This is a genomic window from Rhizobium sp. PDO1-076 (assembly GCF_000247475.1).
Classification (GTDB): Bacteria; Pseudomonadota; Alphaproteobacteria; order Rhizobiales; family Rhizobiaceae; genus Allorhizobium.
The window spans coordinates 1-4,124 of record NZ_AHZC01000158.1; the positions used below are offsets into that span (position 1 = coordinate 1).

A 4,124-nucleotide genomic window follows, 5' to 3' on the forward strand; every position below is an offset into this window, starting at 1 on the left:
CAAGCCGGGCAGCCACGCCGATTTCAACATCGATCACCGGCAGGCCGGCACTTTCGATCACCGGACGTGCGCCGATATCACCTTCCACGGCCTTGAGCGCTTCGAAGGTGGAACGCGGCAGGATCACCGGATTGCCGCGTTGTCCGTCGGCGACGGCACGAACGATTGCCATTCCGGACGCCTTGGCAAATGCCTTTGCCAGCGCCCTGATATCGTCTGTGGCGACATTCGGCATATCGGCAAGCAGCACCATCATGCCCGGAGCCTCCGAGACATCTGTTTGTTCAAGCCCTGCCTTTAGCGAACTCGCCATGCCGGTCGCGTAGTGCGGATTGTCGATGATTTTGACATCCAGACCGTGAAGCGCGGCGGACACTTCATCGCCGCGGTGCCCGACGACGACATGCACTCGCCCTATCTTTGCCTCGACCGCCTGACGCGTAACCCGGTGGACAAGCGCCTCGCCGTCGAACTCGGCCAGCAGCTTGTGCTGCCCGCTTTTCCCCATGCGACTTGCCCGACCCGCAGCCAGGATGATGACGGCAATCTCCTCTGCTTTGCGATCGACTGTAGCCATCAGACGCGGCAGCGGTCTGCTCGGAATTTCCATCAGCAATCCTCCGACTCCAAGGCCGGTCAAATCTTCACGTGTCGGCACCTCGCCGGCAAGCAGGCGGTTGAGCACCCAGTCGAACCCATTCTCCTTCGGTGACCGCGCACAGCCCGGCGCGCCGATCACCGGCACGTTGCCGAGATAGCCGAGCACCAGGAGGTTGCCGGGATCGACCGGCAACCCAACCTGGACCACCCGCCCACCCGCCAGCCGGATCGCTTCCGGAATGACATCCTGCGGATCGCTCATCGCCGACGCGCCGAAGACGATGATCATGGCAGGCAGCGTCTTCTCAGTGCTCTGTGGAGCCGCAATCGCGGTTTTCATCGCCTCTGCAACGGCCTCGGCCCGATGCGCCACGCGAACTTCCGAGATGAGTTCGCTGCTGGACGAAACGAGCCGCTGCTGCAGAACCCTGGCCGTCTTGTCCATCACCGAGGCTTTCAGCGATGGCAAGGTCGTGGCGACCAGAGACACGGCATGGGCTGCATAAGGCTTTAGCTGGAAGGCCGGGCTGTTTGCAGCAGCTGGCAGGCCTGTTCGACCCAGCGTCCGGCAACCGCGAGCGGGATGATCTTGATTGTCGCAACCAAATCCCCCGTCCGGACATCGGCATGATCGGCCAGACAGGCCAGCGTGATGGCGGGATCGATGCGATTGAACCGATCGACCACCGATTTGTCCGCAACAAAAAGACCATTGGCTTCGGCATAGAAATTGACCCTGCCCGTGGTCGCTGGCGAACGCCGAATTTCAATGCTGTCCAGCATCTCAGCGAGCTTTTGAGCCGCAGCATCTTCACCCAGATCGCCCGGCTCCATACGGCAAGCGATCACCGATGAAATACCCTCTGCGCGCAATGCATCCAGATCGCGGGCCTCCAGCACATGGCCCTTGGCCAGCTTTCCGGATCCAAGCGACACCGAATGGGCCAAGACGGCGCCCAAGGCCTCATCGACCGCCATGCTGCCGAAGATCATGCGGCGTCCCCTGTCGACGAGACAAGTGTGCGGCGGCGAAACGCGCGGATGATATCCGCCAACACCGCAACGGCGATTTCCGCCGGTGACGCCGCCCCGATGTCGAGACCGATTGGCGCAGAGATCGTCCCGATCTGCTCAGGCCCGAAGCCTGCCGTCAGCAGCCGTTCGACCCGCTTGCCATGGGTTTTTCGACTTCCCAGCGCGCCGACATAAAAACAGTGCGCCTCAAGTGCCGCGGCAATCGCCGGATCGTCGATCTTGGGGTCATGGGTGACGGCCACCAAGGCGCTATAGCGATCGAGCGGACGCTGCGGGAAAACGTCCTGTGGCCAGTCGGCGATCAGCTCGACATCGGCAAAGCGCTCCGGCGTCGCAAAGGCGGTACGCGGATCAATGATCGTCACGTCGAAATCGGCAAGCTGGGCCATCGGCACCAGTACCTGGCTGATATGCACGGCGCCGATCACCACGATGCGCGGCGGCGGCAGATAGACATTGAGGAAATGCTGCCGATCATTGATCTGCACCGTCCCGGCTTTGCCCGAAAGGAAATGCTGTGCAACCGCCTCGCCAAGCGGGCCGTCAACTTCCTCGCCTTCCAGAACCAGCCTGTCATGGCCACTCGCCAGGTCTGTCACCAGCATGGCAGCGCTGCGCTTGCGTCTGGCCGCATTCAGAGCCTTCAGATGCGCCGGATCCATCAGCCGAGCCTTTCGACATAGACACGAATGCGCCCGCCGCAGGACAAGCCGACCCGCCAGGCAGTCTCATCTGCCACCCCGAATTCGAGCATCTTCGGCTGCCGGCTGTCCAGCACATCGAGCGCTTCGGTGATCACCGCGCCCTCGACACAGCCGCCGGACACCGACCCCTCGAAATTGCCGTCGCGATCGATCACCAGATGACTGCCCACGGGCCGGGGCGCCGAGCCCCAGGTCTCGACCACCGTGGCGATGGCGACATCGCGGCCTTCCCCGATCCATTCTTCCGCAATCAACAGCGGATCATGCCGCAAGCTGTCTTTGGTCATGACACACCTTTCATGGATGCAAGGAACCGACGCGGATCGGCGTCTCTCTCGGGCGGGCCGGACAACGCCCTGACAAGGTCACCCAGCGCCTCGAGATTGTGAACGGCACGCAATTCGTCAACATGCGGCAACATCGCCCGGACCCCGCGCGCTCTAGCCTCGAAGCCTGAAAATCGCAATAGCGGGTTCAGCCAGACCAGTCTGCGGCACGAGCGGTGCAATCGGTCAATCTCCACGCCCAGGGTTTCGACATCATCCCGCTCCAGACCGTCGGTGATCAGAAGCACGACGGCGCCCTGGCCCAGAACGCGGCGTGCCCATTGGCGATTGAACAGTCGCAATGTCTCGCCGATACGGGTGCCACCCGACCAGTCGGCCACGGCATCCGTGCATTGGGCGATCGCCTCGTCCGGATCGCGATGGCGTAGTTGCCGCGTGACGTTGGTCAGCCGCGTGCCGAACAGGAAGGTGTGCACCCGCTGCCGGCGCTCGCTTAGCACATGCAGGAAATGCAGGAAGATCCGGCTGTACTGGCTCATCGAGCCCGAAATGTCGGCAAGCACCACCAGCGGCGGCGGACGCTGACGTCGTTCGCGAAAGCGCGGCAACATCAGATCGCCTCCGGTTCGCAGCGCCTGGCGCATGCTGGCCCTCTGGTCAACGTAGCGACCCCGTGTCGACGCACGGAAACGCCTGGTCGATACCTTGTCGAAGGGCATCGCAAGGCGTTCGATCTCCCGTCGTGCCTGCGCCAGTTCGCCTGAACTCATCTGGCCGAAATCCATCTGCCGGAGCACTTCCTGGCCTGACACGGTCAACCGGGCATCGATCTCGATATCGGGCTCGTTGCGTTCCCGCACCGGCCTGTTCTTCTCGGCAAACAGCGCATCGCTGACCCGCGCCGATCCCGGTTTTGGTTTTTGCCGCTCGCCAAGATCCAGCGCCACCGGCGACATCAGCGCGATCATCTTGCCGACAAGGTCGCGGCCGCGCCAGAAAATCGCAAAAGCCTCGTCGAACACCGGCTGGTCTTCATGCCGTTTGACGAAGATCGAAGCCAGTGCCGCATGAAACTCCACCCGGGAACCAATACCGATCGTATCGATGGCTTCGATCGCGTCGATCACCGCCCCCGGGCCTGGCTTCAAGCCGGCCTTGCGCAGCACACGGGCGAAATGCACGATATTGTCGGCCAGCCGGCCCTCTCCCTGAACGGGCAGAGACCCGACGATCCCATCTCTTTTGTCAGATCCCGTGCCAGGCGTCTGCATCGGCTCAGCCCGCTGCCAGAAGTTCGGCCTTGACCTCCGACAGCACCCTCTGGCCCTCGCTGCCCTGGATGCGGGCGATATCCTCCTGGTATTTCAACAGTGTGCCCAGCGTGTCGGCAATGGTTTCCGGATCGAGCGCCAGGCGGTCGAGTTCGGTCAACGCCGTCGCCCAGTCGATGGTTTCGGCAATGCCCGGGTTCTTGAACAGGTCGATGGTTCGCAATCGC

At 62.7% G+C, this 4,124-nt stretch carries 3 protein-coding genes and 2 pseudogenes; all 5 read right to left on the reverse strand.

Annotated elements, in window-relative coordinates; genetic code table 11:
- Positions 1-1,593 (reverse strand): annotated as a pseudogene (locus PDO_RS10725) (NTP transferase domain-containing protein); the annotation flags it as partial.
- Complete coding sequence (locus PDO_RS10730; protein WP_007601682.1) at positions 1,590-2,297, reverse strand: XdhC family protein; 708 nt, start codon at positions 2,295-2,297, stop codon at positions 1,590-1,592. The gene PDO_RS10730 and the pseudogene PDO_RS10725, both read right to left, overlap by 4 nt.
- Entirely contained in the window at positions 2,297-2,626 is a 330-nt protein-coding gene (locus PDO_RS10735; RefSeq protein ID WP_007601683.1) for an XdhC family protein, read from the reverse strand. Before PDO_RS10735 ends, PDO_RS10730 begins: the two co-directional genes overlap by 1 nt.
- Positions 2,623-3,897 (reverse strand): vWA domain-containing protein, encoded by a 1,275-nt coding sequence (locus PDO_RS10740; RefSeq protein ID WP_007601684.1) that lies wholly within the window; start codon positions 3,895-3,897, stop codon positions 2,623-2,625. Before PDO_RS10740 ends, PDO_RS10735 begins: the two co-directional genes overlap by 4 nt.
- A gap of 4 nt (positions 3,898-3,901) precedes the next feature.
- Positions 3,902-4,124 (reverse strand): annotated as a pseudogene (locus PDO_RS10745) (AAA family ATPase); the annotation flags it as partial.